Origin of the sequence: Salmonella sp. SAL04202, assembly GCF_046550775.1 — a bacterium.
GTDB lineage: Bacteria > Pseudomonadota > Gammaproteobacteria > Enterobacterales > Enterobacteriaceae > Salmonella > Salmonella enterica.
This window is the reverse complement of record NZ_JBGDXK010000002.1, coordinates 186,092-205,197: the sequence shown is the minus strand read 5'-3', so window position 1 is coordinate 205,197 and position 19,106 is coordinate 186,092. Positions and strand designations below refer to the sequence as shown.

19 protein-coding genes and 1 pseudogene are annotated in these 19,106 nt (G+C 54.6%); 13 read left to right on the top strand and 7 right to left on the bottom strand.

All coding sequences use genetic code 11. The features are described 5' to 3' along the window. Positions 1–37 precede the first annotated feature (37 nt). Positions 38–196, bottom strand: a complete 159-nt coding sequence (locus ACLJQJ_RS11285) for a peptidase (RefSeq protein ID WP_223148970.1) — start codon at positions 194–196, stop codon at positions 38–40. Here ACLJQJ_RS11285 and nlpD point away from each other — a divergent pair. Continuing rightward, a complete protein-coding gene (nlpD, locus tag ACLJQJ_RS11280; RefSeq protein WP_223149274.1) occupies positions 126–1,208 on the top strand; it encodes a murein hydrolase activator NlpD in 1,083 nt (360 codons plus the stop codon). The two genes, ACLJQJ_RS11285 and nlpD, sit on opposite strands and share 71 nt — an antisense overlap. A 62-nt stretch (positions 1,209–1,270) precedes the next feature. Next, positions 1,271–2,263 carry an RNA polymerase sigma factor RpoS gene (rpoS, locus tag ACLJQJ_RS11275; protein WP_000081498.1) on the top strand — a complete coding sequence of 331 codons (993 nt, stop codon included), beginning with the start codon at positions 1,271–1,273 and terminating at the stop codon, positions 2,261–2,263. Between the two features lie 44 nt (positions 2,264–2,307). Here rpoS and ACLJQJ_RS11270 read toward each other — a convergent pair whose 3' ends face one another. From ACLJQJ_RS11270 to ACLJQJ_RS11260, 3 genes are read right to left on the bottom strand one after another with little or no spacing between them, the layout of a single operon-like run. Beyond that, on the bottom strand, positions 2,308–2,544 hold the full coding sequence (locus tag ACLJQJ_RS11270) for a non-oxidative hydroxyarylic acid decarboxylases subunit D (RefSeq protein ID WP_000562964.1): 237 nt from the start codon (positions 2,542–2,544) through the stop codon (positions 2,308–2,310). Between the two features lie 10 nt (positions 2,545–2,554). Further along, positions 2,555–3,982 carry a non-oxidative hydroxyarylic acid decarboxylases subunit C gene (locus tag ACLJQJ_RS11265; RefSeq protein WP_023181894.1) on the bottom strand — a complete coding sequence of 476 codons (1,428 nt, stop codon included), beginning with the start codon at positions 3,980–3,982 and terminating at the stop codon, positions 2,555–2,557. Further along, positions 3,982–4,575 (bottom strand): non-oxidative hydroxyarylic acid decarboxylases subunit B, encoded by a 594-nt coding sequence (locus ACLJQJ_RS11260; RefSeq protein WP_001237181.1) that lies wholly within the window; start codon positions 4,573–4,575, stop codon positions 3,982–3,984. The genes ACLJQJ_RS11265 and ACLJQJ_RS11260 overlap by 1 nt, the downstream gene beginning before the upstream one ends. A gap of 170 nt (positions 4,576–4,745) precedes the next feature. Here ACLJQJ_RS11260 and ACLJQJ_RS11255 point away from each other — a divergent pair, with 170 nt between their 5' ends. Next, positions 4,746–5,150: a MarR family winged helix-turn-helix transcriptional regulator gene (locus ACLJQJ_RS11255; RefSeq protein WP_000423338.1), complete on the top strand. Its 405-nt coding sequence runs from the start codon at positions 4,746–4,748 to the stop codon at positions 5,148–5,150. 18 nt (positions 5,151–5,168) lie between these two features. Here the strand turns inward: ACLJQJ_RS11255 and ygbI are convergent, their stop codons facing one another. Continuing rightward, complete coding sequence (gene ygbI / locus ACLJQJ_RS11250) at positions 5,169–5,933, bottom strand: DNA-binding transcriptional repressor YgbI (RefSeq protein WP_000613180.1); 765 nt, start codon at positions 5,931–5,933, stop codon at positions 5,169–5,171. 196 nt (positions 5,934–6,129) lie between these two features. On the opposite strand from ygbI, the gene ltnD reads away from it, so the two are divergent. The 6 genes from ltnD to ACLJQJ_RS11220 are packed head-to-tail and all read left to right on the top strand — an operon-like array spanning position 6,130 to position 12,208. Next, a complete protein-coding gene (gene ltnD / locus ACLJQJ_RS11245) occupies positions 6,130–7,053 on the top strand; it encodes an L-threonate dehydrogenase (RefSeq protein WP_000206947.1) in 924 nt (307 codons plus the stop codon). Then, a complete protein-coding gene (otnK, locus tag ACLJQJ_RS11240; RefSeq protein ID WP_063809420.1) occupies positions 7,047–8,309 on the top strand; it encodes a 3-oxo-tetronate kinase in 1,263 nt (420 codons plus the stop codon). The genes ltnD and otnK overlap by 7 nt, the downstream gene beginning before the upstream one ends. Beyond that, positions 8,306–8,944 (top strand): aldolase, encoded by a 639-nt coding sequence (locus ACLJQJ_RS11235; RefSeq protein WP_000153636.1) that lies wholly within the window; start codon positions 8,306–8,308, stop codon positions 8,942–8,944. The genes otnK and ACLJQJ_RS11235 overlap by 4 nt, the downstream gene beginning before the upstream one ends. A gap of 4 nt (positions 8,945–8,948) precedes the next feature. Further along, positions 8,949–9,725 carry an HPr family phosphocarrier protein gene (locus ACLJQJ_RS11230; RefSeq protein ID WP_001136901.1) on the top strand — a complete coding sequence of 259 codons (777 nt, stop codon included), beginning with the start codon at positions 8,949–8,951 and terminating at the stop codon, positions 9,723–9,725. 39 nt (positions 9,726–9,764) lie between these two features. Then, positions 9,765–10,715: a D-erythronate dehydrogenase gene (gene denD, locus ACLJQJ_RS11225; protein WP_017465868.1), complete on the top strand. Its 951-nt coding sequence runs from the start codon at positions 9,765–9,767 to the stop codon at positions 10,713–10,715. Next, the gene (locus ACLJQJ_RS11220; protein ID WP_410967690.1) at positions 10,712–12,208 is read left to right on the top strand and encodes a GntP family permease; all 1,497 of its coding nucleotides are present in this window, start codon (positions 10,712–10,714) and stop codon (positions 12,206–12,208) included. Before denD ends, ACLJQJ_RS11220 begins: the two co-directional genes overlap by 4 nt. 41 nt (positions 12,209–12,249) lie before the next feature. Here ACLJQJ_RS11220 and ACLJQJ_RS11215 read toward each other — a convergent pair whose 3' ends face one another. Then, entirely contained in the window at positions 12,250–13,182 is a 933-nt protein-coding gene (locus tag ACLJQJ_RS11215; protein ID WP_000216305.1) for a LysR family transcriptional regulator, read from the bottom strand. 87 nt (positions 13,183–13,269) lie between these two features. Here ACLJQJ_RS11215 and ACLJQJ_RS11210 point away from each other — a divergent pair, with 87 nt between their 5' ends. Both ACLJQJ_RS11210 and ACLJQJ_RS11205 read left to right on the top strand, forming a co-directional pair. Continuing rightward, entirely contained in the window at positions 13,270–14,478 is a 1,209-nt protein-coding gene (locus tag ACLJQJ_RS11210; protein ID WP_001522859.1) for an MFS transporter, read from the top strand. Then, on the top strand, positions 14,475–14,855 hold the full coding sequence (locus tag ACLJQJ_RS11205; RefSeq protein WP_063809421.1) for a DUF4440 domain-containing protein: 381 nt from the start codon (positions 14,475–14,477) through the stop codon (positions 14,853–14,855). Before ACLJQJ_RS11210 ends, ACLJQJ_RS11205 begins: the two co-directional genes overlap by 4 nt. A 55-nt stretch (positions 14,856–14,910) precedes the next feature. Here ACLJQJ_RS11205 and mutS read toward each other — a convergent pair whose 3' ends face one another. Continuing rightward, entirely contained in the window at positions 14,911–17,478 is a 2,568-nt protein-coding gene (mutS, locus tag ACLJQJ_RS11200; protein WP_001005807.1) for a DNA mismatch repair protein MutS, read from the bottom strand. A 158-nt stretch (positions 17,479–17,636) separates the two neighbouring features. Here mutS and ACLJQJ_RS11195 point away from each other — a divergent pair. Both ACLJQJ_RS11195 and ACLJQJ_RS11190 read left to right on the top strand, forming a co-directional pair. Further along, a pseudogene (locus ACLJQJ_RS11195) lies at positions 17,637–18,032 on the top strand (cytoplasmic protein); the annotation flags it as partial. A gap of 467 nt (positions 18,033–18,499) precedes the next feature. Next, positions 18,500–19,087, top strand: a complete 588-nt coding sequence (locus tag ACLJQJ_RS11190) for a tyrosine-type recombinase/integrase (RefSeq protein WP_223229641.1) — start codon at positions 18,500–18,502, stop codon at positions 19,085–19,087. Positions 19,088–19,106 lie beyond the last annotated feature (19 nt).

Below are 19,106 nucleotides of genomic sequence, written 5' to 3'. Positions count from 1 at the left end.
TTCCCGTGTTCACTTAATGCGTTGCACGGTTCTTACGTCACTGGTTGTTAACCAAATTTTTTCCTGGGGGATAAATGAGCGCGGGAAGCCCAAAATTCACCGTTAGTCGCATTGCGGCACTATCACTGGTTTCACTATGGCTGGCAGGTTGTACCAGTTCGTCAAACCCTCCGGCGCCGGTCACGTCTGTGGACAGTGGGTCGTCATCAAATACCAATTCCGGGATGTTGATCACACCGCCGCCAAAAATGGGCGCGACGACGCAACAAACGCCGCAACAAGCGCCGCAAATTCAACCCGTTCAGCGTCCTGTAACGCAGCCCATGCAAACTCAACCGGTCACGGAACAACCCGTGCAGATGGAAAATGGGCGAATCGTATACAATCGCCAGTATGGGAATATTCCGAAAGGTAGCTATACGGGTGGCAGTACTTACACCGTGAAAAAGGGTGATACGCTTTTTTACATCGCCTGGATTACCGGGAACGATTTCCGCGATCTGGCCCAGAGAAACAGTATTTCTGCCCCGTATAGCCTGAATGTAGGGCAAACTTTGCAAGTTGGTAACGCATCCGGTACGCCAATTACTGGCGGAAATGCGATCACCCAGGCGGATGCAGCACAGCAAGGAGTTGTGACCAGGTCTGCACAAAATTCCACCGTTGCAGTTGCGTCTCAACCAACAATTACGTATTCTGAGGGCTCAGGTGAACAAAGTGCTAACAAAATGTTGCCAAACAACAAGCCTGCTGGGACGGTTGTCACAGCGCCTGTAACGGCACCAACGGTAAGCACGACCGAACCAAATGCAAGCAGTACGTCAACCAGCGCGCCGATTTCCGCATGGCGCTGGCCGACGGATGGCAAAGTGATCGAAAACTTTGGCGCTTCCGAAGGGGGCAATAAAGGGATCGACATTGCAGGCAGTAAGGGACAGGCTATCGTCGCAACCGCTGATGGGCGCGTCGTATATGCCGGTAACGCACTGCGTGGTTACGGTAATCTTATTATCATCAAACATAACGATGATTACCTGAGTGCCTACGCCCATAATGATACGATGCTGGTCCGGGAACAACAGGAAGTTAAGGCGGGGCAAAAAATCGCTACTATGGGTAGCACCGGCACCAGCTCTACACGCTTGCATTTTGAAATTCGTTACAAGGGGAAATCCGTAAACCCGCTGCGTTATTTACCGCAGCGATAAAGCGGCGGAACCAGGCTTTGACTTGCTAGTTCCGTCAAGGGATCACGGGTAGGAGCCACCTTATGAGTCAGAATACGCTGAAAGTTCATGATTTAAATGAAGACGCGGAATTTGATGAGAACGGAGTAGAGGCTTTTGACGAAAAAGCCTTGAGTGAAGAGGAACCCAGTGATAACGACCTGGCTGAAGAAGAGCTGTTATCGCAAGGGGCCACACAGCGTGTGTTGGACGCGACTCAGCTTTACCTTGGTGAGATTGGGTATTCACCACTGTTAACAGCCGAAGAAGAAGTCTATTTTGCGCGTCGCGCACTGCGTGGAGATGTCGCTTCTCGCCGTCGCATGATTGAGAGTAACCTGCGTCTGGTGGTAAAAATTGCCCGCCGTTATGGCAATCGTGGACTGGCGTTGCTGGACCTGATTGAAGAGGGCAATCTGGGGCTTATCCGTGCAGTCGAGAAGTTTGACCCGGAACGCGGGTTCCGCTTCTCAACATACGCAACCTGGTGGATTCGCCAGACAATCGAACGGGCGATTATGAACCAAACCCGTACGATTCGCTTGCCGATTCACATTGTTAAAGAGCTGAACGTATACCTGCGCACCGCACGTGAGTTGTCGCATAAACTGGACCACGAACCGAGTGCGGAAGAAATTGCAGAGCAACTGGATAAACCGGTTGATGACGTCAGCCGTATGCTTCGTCTCAACGAGCGCATTACCTCGGTAGACACCCCGCTGGGCGGTGATTCCGAAAAAGCGTTGCTGGACATCCTGGCCGATGAAAAAGAGAACGGTCCGGAAGACACCACGCAAGATGACGATATGAAACAGAGCATCGTCAAATGGTTGTTCGAACTGAACGCCAAACAGCGTGAAGTGCTGGCGCGCCGTTTCGGTCTGCTGGGATATGAAGCTGCGACACTGGAAGATGTAGGCCGTGAAATCGGTCTTACGCGTGAACGTGTTCGTCAGATTCAGGTTGAAGGCCTGCGCCGTCTGCGCGAAATTCTGCAGACGCAGGGGCTGAATATCGAAGCGCTGTTCCGCGAGTAAGTACCCTTGTCAAAAAAAGGCCAGTCGACAGACTGGCCTTTTTTTTACCGTTTGTCTTCTGCCAGCAGCGGCGGGATACTCGGCACCATTGGCGCGTCATCAATATCTTTTTGCGTCATGCGAAACGCTTGTGGATAGTGTTCGCGGCTGGTACGGCGTAACGGTTCGGTATCGCGCCAGGTATACAGACAATGCTGACACTGATATACCGTCCAGACTCCTTTTACCGGCGAAGTCGCCATGAGTTCAATATGTGCATCGGCACAGCGTGGACAAATCATCGGTTACTCCTTATTTACGGTTTGCCAGCATGGTGGTCAGCTTTTCAGCCCAGGCTTTAGTTTCCGGTAAATCAACAACCGGCTGGCTATAGTGACCACGGTTATCTGGCGCAACCGGCGTGGTGGCGTCAATGATCAGCTTGTCGGTAATCCCCGCCGGGCTTGAGCCCGGATCCAGTTCCAGGACGGACATATTCGGTAGCTGTACCAGATCGCCTGCCGGATTCACTTTCGACGACAACGCCCACATCACCTGTGGCAGATTGAATGGATCGACATCTTCATCGACCATGATCACCATCTTCACATATCCCAGACCGTGCGGCGTCGTCATCGCTCGCAGGCCCACCGCGCGGGCAAAGCCGCCGTAGCGTTTTTTGGTCGAGATGATGGCCAGCAGGCCGTGGGTGTACATGGCGTTTACCGCCTGCACTTCCGGAAATTCGGCTTTCAGCTGTTGATACAGTGGCACGCAGGTCGCCGGCCCCATCAGGTAGTCGATTTCTGTCCACGGCATACCTAAATAGAGCGATTCAAAAATGGGTTTGCTGCGGTAAGAGACCTTATCGATACGCACCACGGTCATGTTGCGACCGCCGGAATAGTGGCCGGTAAATTCGCCGAACGGTCCTTCAATTTCACGTTTACGGCTTTCGATGACCCCTTCAAGAATGACTTCAGATCCCCACGGCACATCAAAACCGGTCAGCGGCGCGGTGGCGATAGGATAGGGGCTTTCACGCAGCGCGCCTGCCATTTCATACTCTGACTGATCGTATTTCAGCGGCGTTGCGCCCATCAGGGTAATGATCGGATCGTTACCCAACGTGATCGCAATCGGCAGATCTTCCCCACGCTCTTCGGCTTTGTGCAGGTGCAATGCGATATCATGCATCGGCACTGGTTGCAGACCCAGCTTACGCTTGCCTTTAACTTCCATACGGTAGATGCCGACATTCTGCTTGCCGAAGTTATCGGGATCGAGCGGATCGCGTGATACCACACAGGCTTTATCCAGATAGAATCCGCCGTCGCCGTCGTTCAGACGAAACAGCGGCAGGATATCAAACAGGTTGATCGCGTCGCCGTCGACGGTATTTTCCGCCCAGCCCGGATTCGCCCGTCGTTCCGGCGCTACCGGAAAATTGTCCCAGCGGCGAATAAATTCATCGATCTGTTTTTTAACCGGCGTGTTAGGCGGCAAACCCAGTGAGATGGCATGGTTCTGCCAGGAACCGATGGTATTCATCGCCACGCGGGCGTCGGTAAAACCACGAATATTGTCAAACCACAGCGCGGGCGCGCCATCGCCGATTCGTCCCGTTGCGTTGGCAGCGGCGGCGAGATCCGGCTCCGCATTCACTTCCTCGCTGATTTTCAGCAGTTGTCCCTGCTGATCCAGCGCATGTAAAAAACTGCGCAAATCATCAAATGCCATTATCCATTCTCCTGTGAAAAATTTGCTGCCTGTCGCAGTCCTTGCCAGCGGCGCGTGCGCGTATGCTCCAGACCAAACTGGTCGAGAACGCGCGCTACGATGTGCTGGATAATATCGTCAACGGTTTGCGGCAGGTTGTAGAACGCGGGCATGGGCGGCACTATCGCCACCCCCATACGAGAAAGCGCAAGCATGTTTTCCAGATGAATCGTGCTGAGCGGCATTTCCCGCGGCACAAGCACCAGCTTGCGACCCTCTTTCAACACGACATCGGCAGCGCGTCCTACCAGCCCCTCGGCATAGCCGGCGCGAACCCCCGCCAGTGTTTTCATACTGCAGGGGATAATAATCATGCCGTCGGTACGAAATGAGCCGGAGGAAATGGTCGCCGCCTGATCGGCCGGGCTATGACAATAATCTGCCAGGGCGGCTACCTCAGCGGGCGTGTAGGGCGTCTCCAGTTCAATAGTGGTTTTTGCCCACTTTGACATTACCAGATGCGTTTCAACATCAGGTATCGCCCGCAATGCCTGGAGTAGCTCGACGCCAAGCGGCGCGCCGGTCGCACCGGTCATCCCCACAATCAATCTCATTTCTTACCTCAAATATCGTTCGTATACGAACATTTTGATCAAAATACGCCCACACGGTCTTTGCGACAAGATCGCTCCCGACGCCTGCGCACGTTTAGCTAAAGCATTCGTCATTAAAAAACCGTGCATAAGTCGTTATGATAGAAAAAGTTAATTTATCCGGAGCGCTCATGGAGTTACGAAACACCGCGTTTCATCTGTTACGCCAACTTTTTCAGCAACATACCGCACGCTGGCAGCATGAACTACCGGAGCTCACCAAACCTCAATATGCGGTGATGCGCGTTATTGCTGAACATCCGGGTATTGAACAGGTCGATCTGACCGAAGCGGCGGTCAGCACTAAAGCGACGCTGGCGGAGATGTTAAGCCGGATGGAAAATCGTGGGCTGGTAAAGCGAGAAAACGATCCGCTGGATAAACGTCGGCGTTTTGTCTATCTCACCGTTCAGGGCCAAACGTTGCTCGCCGCCGCGATACCACTGGGGGATCGCGTTGACGATGAGTTTTTGGGGCGACTGAGCGCTGAAGAACGCGAACAGTTTACGCAACTGGTTCGCAAGATGATGACGTAAGCGGCTTGCGCCGCTTTGCTATTTTTTGGCCATCAGCAGTGAGATATCCACTTTAGCCAGCGCCCGAATTGCGCTTTCCGGCAGGCCGTCATCGGTGACGATTTGGTTGAATTCCGCCAGCGGTAACGCCAGCCACGTCGCGACCTGGCCGTATTTGGTCGCGTCGCACACCAGAATTTTTTGGCGGCTGGCGCTGGCGACGGCCCGTTTCACCGTGACTTTATCTTCTGCCGGCGTTGAAATACCGCGCACGCTCCAGGACGAGGCGGAAATAAAGGCCTGGTCAATCATCAGCCCGCGCAAAAGCGTCGCCGCGGCTTCACCGACGCACGACCGGTTTTCCCGGCATACCGCCCCGCCAGTGTGAATAATTGTGCAACCGCTATTGTCCATCAGGTAATCGGCGATAACGAAATCATTCGTTACCACCGTAAGTTTATTCATCGTAACCAGCTGCCTGGCAATCGCCAGCGTGGTCGTACCTGCATCAAGGTAGATACAGCTTTCTGGCTGTACCAGGCTGGCGGCCAGTTTGCCAATCGCCGCTTTCTGCGGCGTCGCCAGTTCGGTTTTGATCTGATGCGAGGGTTCGTGCGCCACGCGAGTCGATGATTGCACGCCGCCAGAGACCTGGATTACCGCGCCTTGCTGCTCCAGTTTTTGTAAATCACGGCGGATAGTCATGTGGGATACATGCATGCGCTCGGTCAGTTCAGCGATACTGACGATGCCTTTCTCCGCCACCATATCAAGAATGATTTGTCGACGCTCAGTAGGTATCAACGTCTGCTCCTTTCTTTAGTCCTGTCGCGATTTTACGCGATTTCTCGTCACAGCGTGTGAAGTTCTATGAGGATTGCCTTCACAAAAAATAACACATTTTGTTATTTTTTGTGAAACAACTCACCGCAATTGTTTACAAAAACGCCTATATTCACATAACAAAACATAATATCACGTAAATTAACATGGAGTGATAATGACAACAGGAACTGATTTTCATGTCGGCATTGTGGGGCTTGGCTCAATGGGAATGGGCGCTGCGCGTTCATGCCTGCGCGCCGGGCTTTCCACATGGGGGGCCGATCTTAACCCGCAAGCGTGCGCGAATCTTCTCGCTGAAGGGGCTTGTGGGGCTGCCGCCAGCGCCAGGGAGTTCGCCGGCGTCGTGGATGCGTTAGTCATTCTGGTCGTCAATGCCGCCCAGGTCAGACAGGTGTTATTCGGTGAGGATGGCGTCGCCCATCTGATGAAACCCGGAAGCGCGGTGATGGTTTCGTCCACGATCTCAAGCGCCGACGCGGAAGAGATCGCCGCGGCGTTGACGGCATTGAATCTTAACATGCTGGATGCGCCGGTTTCCGGCGGCGCGGTAAAAGCGGCGCAGGGCGAAATGACGGTGATGGCCTCCGGGAGCGAGGCGGCGTTTACCCGCCTGAAGCCTGTGCTGGACGCCGTTGCCAGCAACGTTTATCGCATCAGCGATACGCCGGGCGCAGGCTCAACCGTCAAAATCATTCATCAACTGCTGGCTGGCGTGCATATTGCAGCGGCGGCCGAAGCGATGGCGCTGGCCGCGCGGGCCGGTATTCCTCTGGACGTGATGTATGACGTCGTGACCCATGCCGCCGGCAACTCCTGGATGTTTGAAAACCGTATGCAGCATGTCGTTGACGGCGACTATACCCCGCGTTCGGCCGTCGACATTTTTGTCAAAGATTTGGGGCTGGTTGCCGACACGGCGAAAGCGCTGCGCTTCCCCTTACCGCTGGCCTCTACGGCGTTAAATATGTTCACCAGCGCCAGTAACGCCGGTTATGGCAAAGAGGATGACAGCGCTGTGATCAAAATTTTCTCAGGGATTACTCTGCCTGGCGTCACGCCTGAGGAGCCGTCATGTTAAAAATTGGCGTCATTGCCGATGATTTTACCGGCGCGACTGACATCGCCAGTTTTCTGGTCGAAAACGGGATGCCGACAGTGCAGATCAATGATGTTCCAACCGGGACGCAACCGGAAGGATGCGACGCGGTGGTTATCAGCCTGAAAACCCGCTCATGCCCGGCGCAAGAGGCGATAAAACAATCGCTGGCGGCGCTGGTATGGCTAAAAAAACAGGGCTGCCAGCAAGTCTATTTCAAATATTGCTCGACTTTCGATAGTACCGCCGAAGGCAATATCGGCCCGGTCACCGACGCGCTGATGGTGGCGCTGGATACCTCATTTACCGTGATTTCTCCCGCGCTGCCGGTTAACGGACGCACGGTTTATCAGGGCTATCTGTTTGTCATGAACCACTTGCTGGCGGAGTCCGGTATGCGCCACCACCCTATCAATCCGATGACCGACAGCTACCTGCCGCGTCTGATGGAAGCGCAGGCGCAAGGGCGCTGCGGCGTTATTCCGGCTCAGACGCTTGATGAAGGCGTTGCCGCGACCCGTGCGGCGCTGTCGCGTTTACAGCAGGAAGGATATCGCTACGCGGTACTTGACGCGCTCAATGAGCGACACCTGGAAATTCAGGGCGAGGTTTTGCGTGATGTCCCGCTGGTGACCGGCGGTTCCGGGCTGGCAATGGGGCTGGCGCGTCAGTGGGCGAAGCACGGCGTTTCTCAGGCCCGTTCCGCAGGCTATCCGCTGAGCGGTCGCGCGGTGGTGCTTTCCGGTTCCTGTTCGCAAATGACGAATCAGCAGGTGGCCTTCTATCGACAACATGCTCCCACACGCGACGTTGATGTGGCGCGCTGCCTGCCATCCGAGACGCGCGAGGCCTACGCTGAAGCGCTGGCGCAGTGGGTGCTCAGTCAGGACAGCGAACTGGCGCCAATGATTAGCGCCACCGCCTCCACGCAGGCGCTGGCCGCCATCCAGCAGCAATATGGCGCTACCGAAGCCAGCCATGCGGTAGAGGCGCTCTTTTCCCTGCTGGCCGCTCGCTTAGCGGAAGGCGGTATCACCCGGTTTATTGTGGCGGGCGGCGAAACCTCGGGCGTGGTGACGCAAAGCCTCGGTATTACCGGTTTTCACATCGGACCGTGCATTTCACCCGGCGTGCCGTGGGTCAACGCGCTCCATGCGCCAGTCTCGCTGGCGCTAAAGTCAGGTAATTTTGGCGATGAATCCTTTTTCATCCGCGCTCAAAGGGAGTTTCAGGTATGACGATACTGGCAAAAGAAGAGCACGCTTTGCGAGAAGAGATGGTCAGGATAGCCGCCTCGTTTTTCCAGCGCGGCTATGCCACCGGCTCGGCAGGCAACCTCTCGCTGTTACTGCCGGACGGCAATATTCTGGCGACGCCCACCGGTTCGTGTCTGGGTAATCTCGACCCGCAGCGGCTATCCAAAGTGGACCCGCAAGGCGAATGGCTCAGCGGCGATAAACCGTCTAAAGAGGTGCGTTTTCATCTGGCGTTGTATCGCAATAACCCTTGCTGCAAGGCCGTGGTACATCTGCACAGCACCTGGTCAACGGCGCTTTCCTGTCTCGAAGGGCTGGACCCGCAAAATGTGATTCGCCCGTTTACCCCCTATGTGGTGATGCGGATGGGAGACATTCCGCTGGTTCCCTACTATCGCCCGGGGGATGACCGAATTGCTCGCGATTTGGCTGCGCTGGCGGCCCGGCATCAGGCCTTTTTACTGGCTAATCATGGGCCGGTCGTGTGCGGGGAGAATTTGCAGGAAGCCGCTAATAATACCGAGGAGCTGGAAGAGACGGCAAAGCTGATTTTTATCCTTGGCGAACGCCCGATTCGTTATTTAACCACCGAAGAAATTGCGCAGTTAAGGAGATAACCCGATGCCGCGTTTTGCCGCCAATTTGTCGATGATGTTTACCGAAGTGCCGTTTATCGAGCGTTTTGCCGCCGCTGCCGAAGCCGGTTTTCAGGCCGTTGAGTTTCTGTTCCCCTACGGCTTTGCCGCCAGCGAGATTAAAGCCCAGCTATCGCGTCATGATCTGACGCTGGCGCTGTTTAATACTTCGGCGGGCGATACCGCGGCGGGCGAGTGGGGACGTGCCGCGCTACCGGGGCGCGAACACGACGCGCGCGCTGATATTGAACTGGCTCTGGAATACGCTCTGGCGCTGGAATGCGAGCAGGTTCACATCATGGCGGGTGTAGTGCCGGATGGCGCTGATGGCGCACGTTATCGCGCCACGTTTATCGATAATTTGCGTTATGCCGCCGACCGGTTTGCTGCCCACGATAAACGTATTTTGATCGAAGCGCTGAGTCCCGGCGTTAAACCCGGCTACCTCTTTTCCAGCCAATATCAGGCGCTGGGCATCGCAGAAGAGGTTGACCGTCCGAATGTGTTCATCCAGCTCGACACTTTCCACGCGCAAAAAGTGGATGGCAATTTGAGTCACCTGATTCGCGAGTACGCGGGCCGCTATGCCCATGTACAAATCGCCTCGCTACCGGACAGACATGAACCGGATGATGGCGAGATCAACTACCCGTGGCTGTTCCGGCTGTTCGATGACGTAGGTTATCGCGGCTGGATAGGCTGCGAATACCAACCACGGAATACCACGCAGGACGGGCTTGGCTGGTTTAACGCCTGGCGCTAACCCTGAACTACCCTACACAACAATAAAGAGGACATCCGGATGCAGATTATCATTACCGGCGGGGGCGGCTTTTTAGGCCAGAAACTCGCAAGCGCCTTATTAAACTCATCGCTGGCGTTTAACGAACTGCTTCTTGTTGATTTAAAAATGCCTGCACGGTTATCAGATTCCCCTCGTTTACGCTGCCTGGAAGCTGACTTAACCCAGCCGGGCGTGCTGGAGAATGTGATTACCGCTAATACCTCTATTGTTTATCATCTCGCTGCGATTGTCAGCAGTCATGCGGAAGACGATTTCGATCTGGGATGGAAAGTTAACCTGGATCTTACCCGCCAGTTACTTGAGGCGTGTCGTCGGCAACCGCAGAAAATTCGTTTTGTCTTCTCCAGCTCGCTTGCCGTTTATGGCGGTACGCTGCCGGAATGCGTCACCGATACCACCGCGCTCACGCCGCGCTCGTCTTATGGCGCGCAGAAGGCCGCCTGTGAACTGTTGGTCAACGACTATACCCGCAAAGGCTATGTGGATGGGCTGGCGCTGCGTTTGCCGACGATCTGTGTTCGCCCGGGTAAACCAAACCGCGCCGCCTCTTCTTTTGTCAGCGCGATTATTCGTGAACCGTTGCAGGGCGAGACGACCGTCTGCCCGGTATCGGAAAGTTTGCGGCTGTGGATTTCCAGCCCGGCGACGGTGATCCATAACCTGTCGCTGGCCGCAACGTTACCCGCGCCTGGCGAGGCGAGCAGCATCAACTTACCGGGGATCAGCGTAACCGTGGGCGAGATGCTGGAAACGTTGCGTCAGGCGGGCGGTCAGGCGGCGCGCGATCGGGTTACGCATCAGCGCGACGAAGGCGTCGAGAAAATTGTCGCCTCCTGGCCGGGACGTATCGATAACCAGCGTGCGCTGGCGTTAGGTTTTGTCGCCGATAAACGCTTCGATGACATTATTGAACGCTTTCGACAAGATGATATGGAGGGGAGGTCATGACAAGTTTACCGACCCCAATTATCGGCCTGATCGTTGCCGTTTTCGTTCTGGTATGGCTGGTGTTACGCACCCGTGTTCATGCGCTGATCGCGATGCTGGCGGCGGCCTGCATCGCCGGTCTGTTGGGGGGAATGGGCATTGATAAAACGCTCTCTGTCATCACCAGCGGATTCGGTACGACGCTGGGCAGCATTGGCCTGGTGATTGGTCTCGGCGTAATGATGGGGCGCTTGCTGGAGGTTTCCGGCGCGGCGGAGCGTATCGCCTGGAGCTTTATCAAATGGCTGGGGAAACGCCGTGAAGAGTGGGCGCTGGCAATCACGGGTTATATTGTCAGCATCCCCATTTTCGTCGATTCCGCTTTTGTCATTCTTTATCCGGTGGCGAAAGCGCTGGCGAAAAGCGGTAAACGTTCGCTACTGACGCTGGGCGTCGCGCTGGCGGGCGGGCTGGTGGTCACTCACCATACGGTACCTCCGACGCCCGGTCCGCTGGGGGTAGCCGGGATTTTTAACGTCGACATCGGCGCAATGTTATTGACCGGGATGGCGCTGGCGGTGCCCTGTGTGATCGGCATTGTGTTCTATGCGCAGTGGCTGGATAAACGCTACCCTGATTTCGTGCCGCGTACGCTGAACGCCGATGAAGTCAATGCCGCGCTGGAGCAGTACAATAAAGAGAAAGAGCAAAAGGATCTGCCGAGCCTGACGCTCTCTCTGCTGCCTATTGTGGTGCCGATCGTGCTGATCTTCCTGAAGGCTATCTGTTCCACCCTCGCCACTGTAGAAGGATGGTCCGGCCTGGCGACGCATCCGGTGGTACAGGCAATCAACTTTGTGGGAAGTCCGGTGATCGCGTTGGCCATCAGCGTTCTGCTGGCGGTGTATACGCTGGTGCCGCGCATGGATAAACATACCACCGCAGAGCGTCTGGAAGAGGGCTTGCAAAGCGCCGGGATTATCTTACTGGTCACGGGCGCTGGCGGCGTGTTGGGCGCGATCCTGCGCGACAGCGGCGCGGGACAACAGCTGGCGGAGCAGGTTGCCAACCTGCCGATCTCGCCGATCCTGATCCCGTTTATCGTGGCGACGCTGGTACGCCTGATTCAGGGATCGGGGACGGTGGCGATGATCACTGCCGCCTCGATTTCCGCGCCGATCCTGGCGCAGATCCCCGGCATCAATATGTTGCTTGCCGCTCAGGCCGCAACGATGGGGTCGCTGTTCTTCGGCTACTTCAACGATAGCCTGTTCTGGGTGGTTAACCGCATGATGGGCGTCTCTGATGTCAAACAGCAGATGGTGGTTTGGTCTGTACCGACGACCATTGCCTGGGCGATTGGCGGCACCGGCGTGGCGCTGATTAACCTGCTGTTCGGTTCCGGCGGCAGTTGGCTCGATCCGTTACTGCCGATTGTCGTTCTGGCGGCAATTATGCTGTGGGTGCGTTGGCAGGCGCAGGGGATCAAAGACAAGCTGGTAGTTAAGGATTAAGACGGTATTATCCGTCCGGGAGCGCAATGCTCCCGGGCTGGCTACAATGATGGGGCGTGCTCCCCGCAATCCCATTGCGAACGTAAAAAATCAATAAATGCGCGTACTTTTGTCGATACATGGCGGGCGTCCGGATAAACGGCATAAATGCCCTGACGGGGAAAATGATAGTCGGGTAACACGTGAATTAACGTTCCATCCTCCAGTGCGGTGTTGACTAACCATTGCGGCAGTAATGCGACGCCGCTTCCCGCGAGAGCGAAGGCCATCAGCGAGCGCGCGCTGTCGACAGAAATTTTGCCGGCTTTGCTTATCTCCAGGCGTGAGTGTTGGCCATGATTATTCGTTACTGTCCACCGTAGCGGCGTAGGTAATCGCTCATGAATAATCCATTCCGCCTGGGCCAACGACTCCAGTGACGACACGGGGTGGCGGGCGAGCCACTGCGGCGCGGCGACCGGCAGAATGGTAAAGCGGGATATCAGCGCGGCGCGATAGCGGGAGTCCGCCAGCGAGCCAAGCCGAATCGCCACATCAAAGCGCTCGGCAATTAAATCGGCATGATGTGATGAGGACATATGCCGAATACGGAGATCGGGATGGCGCTGACTAAACTGCGCCAGTACCGGAATGACCACCTGTTCGCCAAACTCGGGCGTAGTGGTAATACGTAACTCGCCGCCCAGCCCACTATGGCTGGCACGCACTTCATCCTGCAAATTTTTCGCTGCGTTGAGTAAATTCACGCCTTTTTGGTAAAAGAGGACGCCGGCGTCTGTGAGCGTCAATCGTCGGGTGGAACGTAGCAGTAACGTTACGCCAAGCTCTTTTTCAAGCTGCCGAATATTAAAACTCACTACCGCTTTTGTTTGGCCCGATGCGGCCGCCGCCGCCGTGAAGCTGCCGCTATCTACCACGGCGATAAACAGCGACATACGCTGCAAATTGAGCATGGCGAGCTCCTTTACTGTCAAAATTATTTTGACAGTATATCGTTGAAGCGCGGACTTATCTGGCTTTCTCCGGACGGCTACATTAGCGCCTCTGACGGAGGATGCATAATGACGTATCGCAGTAAAGTGGCAGTGGTTTACCTGCTCGGCTTCTTTCTTGATCTGATTAATCTGTTTATTGCCAGCGTGGCTTTTCCTGCGATGTCCGTGGATCTGCATACGTCCATATCGGCGCTGGCATGGGTGAGTAACGGTTATATCGCAGGATTAACGCTGATCGTTCCGTTTAGCGCGTTTCTTTCGCGTTATCTCGGCGCACGACGGCTGATCATATTTTCGCTCATTCTGTTTAGCGTTGCCGCCGCTGCCGCAGGTTTTGCCGATTCCTTACACAGCCTTGTTTTCTGGCGTATTGTGCAGGGGGCGGGCGGTGGCTTATTGATCCCGGTTGGTCAGGCGTTAACCTGGCAACAGTTTAAACCGCATGAACGCGCTGGCGTGTCATCGGTTGTCATGATGGTGGCGCTACTGGCGCCGGCATGTTCGCCTGCGATTGGCGGGCTGCTGGTGGAAACGTGCGGCTGGCGCTGGATATTCTTTGCCACGCTGCCGGTGGCCGTTCTCACCTTATTGCTCGCTTATCGTTGGTTGAACGTCGCGTCGACGACAATGGCGTCAGCAAGATTGCTTCATCTGCCGCTGTTGACGGACAGGCTGCTGCGTTTTGCCATGATCGTCTATCTGTGCGTACCGGGTATGTTCATTGGTATCAGCGTGGTCGGGATGTTTTATCTACAGAACGTCGCGCAGCTATCGCCTGCGGCGGCGGGGTCGCTGATGCTTCCCTGGTCGATCGCTTCATTTGTCGCCATTATGCTTACCGGACGTTACTTCAATCGGCTTGGGCCGCGTCCGCTGATTATCGTCGGCTGTCTTCTTCAGGCCGCAGGGATACTGCTTTTAACTAACGTTACGCCTGCGACATCGCACCGTGTACTGATGATGATATTCGCCTTAATGGGCGCTGGCGGCAGTTTGTGCAGCAGTACCGCGCAGAGTGGCGCTTTCCTGACTATTGCTCGCCGGGACATGCCTGACGCCAGCGCGCTATGGAATCTTAATCGTCAGATCAGCTTTTTCCTTGGCGCGACGCTGTTGACGCTGCTGTTAAATGCGCTCCAGCGCGTTATGTCGCTTGAGGTTGCTTATCGCTGGACCTTTATTGCCGCCGCCGGTATCACCCTGCTGCCCCTTATTTACGCTGTCTGTCTAAACAATAGACAGGCGCTTCTGTGCCTGAAAAAGGAAAGACCATGAATCCATATAAAGAAGAAATTATTCACGCCCATGCGGCGATTGAGAACTGGCTTAGTAAGGGGATGGGGAGCCTGGCGGCGTTGATAGCGCGTTTTGCTGCTGATTTTACGATGATAACGCCAGGCGGTGTTTGTCTGGATTATCCGGCGCTGGGCGCTTTTTTCCAGGCGCAGCGCGCGTGTCGCCCGGGTCTGGTTATCGTGGTTGAGCACATTGACCTTGTGGCGGAGTGGCCGGAAGGCGCCGCGCTGCGTTATCGCGAGCGACAGCAACTGCCGGGCCAGGCTGAGACGGTACGCTGGTCGACGGTCATTTTAAAAAGGGAAAGAGGACGGATAGTCTGGCGTCATTTACATGAAACGACAGCCACAGCCTGAAAAGCCTGTTCCGGCGCGCAGACCCGATAGCGCGGCGCTATCGGGTCTGACACGTTTACACCAGACTTTTCAGCCGATAGATCCACTCCAGCGCCTGGCGTGGCGTCAGGGAGTCCGGATCGAGATTCTCCAGCGCTTCAACGGCAGGCGATGTCTCCTCCGGGGCGGCAAGCAACGACATTTGCGTGCCGTCCACCTGCGTTGCCGCCGCATTGGGCGAGATGCTTTCCAGCTCGCGGAGTTTTTGGCGCGCGCGTTTGATGACTTCTTTAGGGACGCCCGCAAGCGCCGCGACCGCCAGGCCATAGCTCTTACTTGCCGCGCCGTCCTGCACGCTGTGCATAAACGCGATAGTATCGCCGTGTTCCAGCGCATCCAGGTGGACGTTCGCCACGCCTTCCATTTTCTCCGGTAATTGGGTCAGCTCGAAGTAGTGGGTAGCGAACAGCGTTAACGCTTTAATCTTATTCGCGAGATTCTCCGCGCAGGCCCAGGCCAACGACAGCCCGTCATACGTGGAGGTACCGCGCCCGATTTCATCCATCAATACCAGACTGTTTTCCGTGGCATTATGCAGAATGTTCGCGGTTTCGGTCATCTCCACCATAAAGGTCGAACGCCCGGAGGCCAGGTCGTCCGCTGCGCCGACGCGGGTAAAAATACGGTCGATGGGGCCGATTTCCACGTTTTGCGCCGGAACGTAACTGCCAATATAGGCCAGCAGGGCGATCAATGCCGTTTGTCGCATATAGGTACTTTTACCGCCCATATTGGGGCCGGTAATGATCAACATCCGGCGCTGCGGCGACAGATTGAGCGGGTTAGCGATAAACGGCTCATTCAGTACCTGTTCAACTACCGGGTGGCGACCTTCGGTAATACGGATACCGGGTTTATCGGTAAATGTCGGGCAGGTGTAATTCAGCGTCCAGGCGCGTTCGGCCAGGTTAACCAGCACATCCAGCTCCGCCAGCGCGTTGGCGCTCTGCTGTAAATCGGCCAGATGCGGCAACAGCAGATCAAACAATTCGTCATATAGCTGTTTTTCCAGCGCCAGCGCTTTGCCTTTCGAGGTCAGAACTTTATCTTCGTACTCTTTAAGCTCAGGAATAATGTAGCGTTCGGCATTTTTCAGCGTCTGGCGACGCACATAATTGATGGGCGCCAGATGGCTTTGACCACGGCTAATCTGAATGTAATAACCATGTACCGCGTTATAGCCGACTTTCAGCGTATCCAGCCCGGTACGCTCGCGTTCGCGAATTTCCAGACGATCGAGATAATCGGTGGCGCCGTCCGCCAGCGCGCGCCATTCGTCCAGCTCTTCATGGTAGCCGGGCGCAATAACGCCGCCGTCGCGGACCAGTACCGGCGGCGCGTCAATAATGGCGCGTTCCAGGAGGTCGCGCAGTTCGGCGAAATCGCCCATTTTTTTACGCAACGCCTGTACCGGCGCGCTGTCAACGGTTTCAAGCTGAGCGTGCAATTCCGGCAACTGCTGGAAGGCGTGACGCATTCGGGCGAGATCGCGCGGACGCGCGGTGCGCAGCGCCAGACGCGCAAGGATACGCTCCAAATCGCCGACCTGACGCAGCACCGGTTGCAGTTCGCTGACGGTGTCCTGCAAGGCGCCGATGGTCTGCTGGCGTTCACGCAATATGTCGGTATTTCGTACCGGCATATGCAGCCAGCGTTTAAGCATTCGGCTACCCATTGGCGTCACGGTACAGTCAAGCACCGCGGCGAGGGTATTTTCGACACCGCCGGCCAGGTTCTGGGTAATTTCCAGATTGCGGCGGGTCGCGGCATCCATAATGATGCTGTCCTGCTGGCGTTCCATCGTAATGGAACGAATATGCGGCAGGGAGGTGCGCTGGGTATCTTTTACGTACTGTAACAGGCAGCCTGCCGCACATAATCCACGCGAGGCATTTTCGACGCCGAAACCGACCAGATCCCGCGTACCGAATTGCAGATTTAACTGCTGGCGGGCGGTATCAATCTCAAACTCCCACAACGGGCGACGGCGCAGACCCCGGCGTCCCTCTATTAACGCCATTTCAGCAAAATCTTCGGCATACAACAGTTCGGCGGGATTGGTGCGCTGCAGCTCTGCGGCCATCGTTTCACGGTCGGCGGGTTCGCTCAGACGAAAGCGCCCGGAGCTGATATCCAGCGTGGCGTAACCGTAGCCTTTACCATCCTGCCAGATAGCCGCCAGCAGGTTATCCTGACGCTCCTGTAACAGGGCTTCATCGCTGATGGTGCCAGGCGTAACGATACGCACGACCTTACGTTCAACGGGACCTTTGCTGGTGGCCGGATCGCCAATCTGTTCGCAAATAGCGACGGATTCGCCCTGATTGACCAGTTTCGCGAGGTAGTTTTCTACGGCGTGGTGCGGGATACCCGCCATAGGGATAGGTTCGCCAGCCGATGCGCCGCGTTTGGTCAGCGAAATATCGAGCAACTGCGACGCACGCTTTGCGTCGTCATAAAACAGCTCGTAAAAGTCTCCCATACGATAAAAGAGCAGGATCTCCGGATGCTGGGCTTTCAGCTTGAGATACTGCTGCATCATCGGGGTGTGGTTGGAGAAGTCCTTATCAAATGACTCATTCATATTGATTTTACTCGTTTTTTTATTCTTTCAAGTGCTCATGTGGCCCCGGGTAAAACCCTTATAAACTCACATAAACCCATAAATTTGTAGCTCACCTGTAGCCTAAAATGTGACAGGTTACATTCTCATCATTCCTGGACTACAACAGGGGTGATACTTTGAAAACAACTCTCAGCCAGCCTTTCATTATCAACAAGTTAAGTATCAATGTTAAGCCTGCACTCAGTCGCTCTGGAAAAGTCGTTTTCGAAGCTAACCCAGCTCAAAAACTCTACATTGTTTTCGATGACCACAGAGAAGCTCCTGTTAGTTTCGGGCTAAAAGCCAGTTTGACGAAAAAGACCTACGTAATCCAGCGAAGAGTAGCCTCGTCAGATCGTAATGTCAGTGAGGGTAGGAAGCCAAGTTCTGTCTTGAAAGTAAAAGTTGGAAATGTGTTCGATTTTCCAAATATTGACGAAACAAGGCAAGTAACCAGGCAATTAGTTCAGACCATGCTCGCAACAAAGAGAAATCCCAACAAAATTAAGAGGGAACTCGATCTTGCCGAATTGACGGTGAGTGAAGCTTTTGCCCAATACAGAAGTCACTTACTTGGCAGAACCAGGCCTGCTAAACCCAACACCCTAAATGTATTGGACAAAGCAGAAAATCGATTAAAAGAGTGGCAAAACCTTCGAATCAAGGATCTCACTGGTAATGAAATCCTTCGTAAGTTTGACGAGATTGCTTTAAGAGCAAGGACTGCCGTAGAACAAACCTTCCGATGGGCAAATGTTGCTGTCAGACATGCAATCGATATCGAAGCAAGTAATGCACAGACTCAACAACGGCAACCGTCACTGTCTTACAACCCTTTCAGCATCCTAATGGTACAAAAAAATTCAGGACTCGTTCCGAACTTGAGGATAATTATCGGGCTAAAGGTGTCAGAAATCCGCTTTCACCAAAAGATACTCTTGGGCGATTTTTAACAGCATTGTACAACAAGAGAAGCTTTAACCGGCTTGGGGGCGATTATTTGCTACTCACCATTCTCTTAGGTGCTTGTAAGGAAGAAACAGCTTCTCTGTGCTGGCGAGAGTCTCTTACCAAGGAAGAAGCTCAAACGACAAGTTATGTAGATCTTGAAAATCGGATCATTCGATTCTACGACACTAAGAACAGAAATGATCACGAGCTTCCGATTTGTGATGCTGTTAAAATTATTCTGGAAGACAGAAGGGACATAGTGAAGGATACGATATCCCTGACGGATAAACAGAAGTGGGTGTTTCCAGCCCGCTCTTCACGAAGCAAAGTGGGACATTACTCAGACAGCAAAAGTTTGAGAGAGTACCTTTGTGTAGAAGCAGGTATTGTCAAACTTGGTATGCACGATCTTCGCCGCACTTTTGGCCGTGTTGCTGAGGAACTTGTTACATATGCTGTTGTAAAGAGGCTACTAAATCACCGAAACACAACTGATCCGACTGAGAGATATGCCGTTCCTGACGAAGATCGAGTATTTGATGCATTACAAAAGATTGAGTTGCATATCTTGAAAAGTAGCCCTAAGTTGTATAATGATATTCTTACATCAGCAAAATACTCACCCCTAAACGAGTAAACAAATCACGCGAGGACTA